Annotated in this window: 2 protein-coding genes; both read right to left on the bottom strand. The window is 49.8% G+C overall.

Annotated features, from left to right (window positions below):
* Window positions 1-288: 288 nt before the first annotated feature.
* A complete protein-coding gene (locus tag OB13_RS16565; protein ID WP_461491291.1) occupies window positions 289-1,524 on the bottom strand; it encodes a murein hydrolase activator EnvC family protein in 1,236 nt (411 codons plus the stop codon).
* Between the two features lie 82 nt (window positions 1,525-1,606).
* The coding region (locus OB13_RS16570; protein ID WP_461491292.1) for a DUF4292 domain-containing protein at window positions 1,607-2,347 on the bottom strand (741 nt) is incomplete at its 5' end.

Consider the following 2,347-nt stretch of genomic DNA (forward strand, 5'->3'; position numbering starts at 1 on the left):
GTATATTACATAACAACGTTGTAATTTGAAGCTGGAATTTTAGCGCCTGTCTCCTGAAGAGGAACATGCGATTGAAATATAATTTTAAGTTTGTTTTCATAGCTTGGAAAGGCACCCCGCTTTGTGGGGTGTTTTTTTCTTTTAGGGCTATTGCAAACACACAACCCAGACATTACTAGAAACAAAGAAGCGCCGGCATACCCCTGAATGGGCGAATGCCGGCGCTTCTTTGCTTATTCCTGAAACGGGACCTGCTATACCTGAACCGGTAAACTGCTGAAACAGCTACTACTTTGCTTTGATCCAGCCTTCCGGGTTGAGGTTGTTGTTGTTTTTCCAAATCTGGAACTGCAGTTCGGTGGTGCCGTTGGCATCGGTATAGACAGTACCGATCACATCTTTTGCATTGACCGTCTGCCCCTCCGTAACACTCACTGTGCGCAGTTTGGCATATACAGCAAAATACTCCCCATGCTGTACCATCACGATGTTGTTCATGCCCGGTACGCTGGCTACTGTCAGCACTTTTCCTTCAAATATGGCACGTGCCGGTTCACCCTGGCTGGTCTGGATGTCTATGCCGCGGTTTTCGATAACTACTCCTTTGAGTACGGGGTGGTTATGACGGCCAAACTTCTGCGAGATGAAGCCGCGCTCTACCGGCCAGGCCAAGCGGCCTTTGTTGCCAGCAAAAGAAGAGGAGATCAGGGCTGCTTCCGGGGTAAGGGTGATCTTGTTGGAGCTGCCACTGGTGGCGCGACCTGCCTCCCGGGCGGCGCGTGCTGCCTTAGCCATCTCTTCGCGTACGATGTCCGCAATCAGATTGTCCAGTTTCCTGATCGCCTGCTGGCGCTGGGCTACTTCTTGCTTCAGATTCTCCTCCTGCTTGCTGAGCTTAACGATCATGCTATCCTGCTGCGACTTGAGCGAAAGCAGGTTCTTGTTTTCTACGATCTGCTTGTTGAGCAGTCCTTTCTTTTCCTGTCGTTGCGATTCGAGCACGCGCAGCTGCCCGGCCAGGGCAGCCTGCACCTTGTTGATCTGTTCTACCTGTTTTTTACGGGCCTCCGAGTATTGCTGCAGGTAGCGCAGGCGCATCACCAGTTGGTTGAAAGAGTCAGCCGCAAACACAAACATGAGTTTGTTGTAGCTGTTGGCTGTTTTGGAAGCGGCATACACCATGGTGGCATACTCCGCCTTCAGGTTATCCAGGTCAGACTGCAGTTCCCCAACTATACCTTCCGTATCCTTTACGCCTGAATCAATAAACTTTATTTCGCGGGAGATGGTACTGATCACCCCCTTCTGCACCACGATCTTTTCCTGAATTGCATTCAGCTGGCCAATAGAAGCTTCCTTCTGCACTTTGGTCTGTTGCAGGATGCGGTTCGCTTCTTTAATACGGTTGAGATTTTCTTTTTTTTCCTTTTCGAGCTGCGCCTTCGACTTTTGTTTCTGGGCAAAAGTGAGCATGGGCAACAGGAGCACGACCAGGAAAAAGGCGAGTTTGTAAAGGGCCTTCATTAAAAATGGGTTCTACTACACTTAGCTTACAAATATGGTGAATCTAATTGGCAGGAACCAGTGCCCTCTGGATTTTATTCAATCAAAGGCGTTTGTATCCGGAAGGGATACCGAAAGGAAAGTCGAGGATTTCGTCTGAAACGGTTACTTTGGTGTGGTTCAGGCTGAAGTCTGATACCTGTCCCGCCTGGAGCACCTGTGCCACCATCTCATGTGCGAATGGAACACTGCCAACAGGTTGGAAGCTATTATATTTTACTGTGATGGTGTTGCCGGTACCTTGATCTTTTACGTTGAGTTGTTGCAGCTTCAGGTTCTGATCGCTGATAAAGTAATCGAACAGCAGGTTCTCACGAAGCTGCTGCACATGTTGCAGTTCGCCCTCGGAGGTTGCTTTCTCGGAGCCGTTCGACTGATAGTTGCCCAGCAGGATGGCCTGCACCACGTTAAAGTCCATGTCAACATTCAGTCGCTTGCTCAGAAAGTCATAACTGGTAGCGGTATACTCTTTGTGAATACGGTTTAGCACGTACACAGAGTCGCGGGTCATTTTGAAGCGCGCTGCTTCTATCCCCAGCCCCGGCAGCACCGATACCCAGATGATGCTGTCTTTCTTCATACGCAGTGCATAGCCCGAAGAGGTTGTCTCTCCTTTGTCTTCCAGTTTTAGCTGGCCGCGTGCATTCAGGTACGTGAATTCCAGATTCCGGACTGTTACGTTGCCTACGGTTTCGGTTGTGGTGGATGCCGTAGTAGGGAGGGTTTCTTTTTTGCAGGCAGAAAACAGGAGTATGCCCAGCAGGCCAAGCAGAAGCTGCTTATT

It is taken from the genome of Pontibacter sp. HJ8, from assembly GCF_054824225.1.

Bases quoted from the DNA above. Each gene is read 5' to 3' on its own strand.
- OB13_RS16565 (WP_461491291.1), bottom strand. From the start codon at position 1,524: ATGAAGGCCCTTTACAAACTCGCCTTTTTCCTGGTCGTGCTCCTGTTG.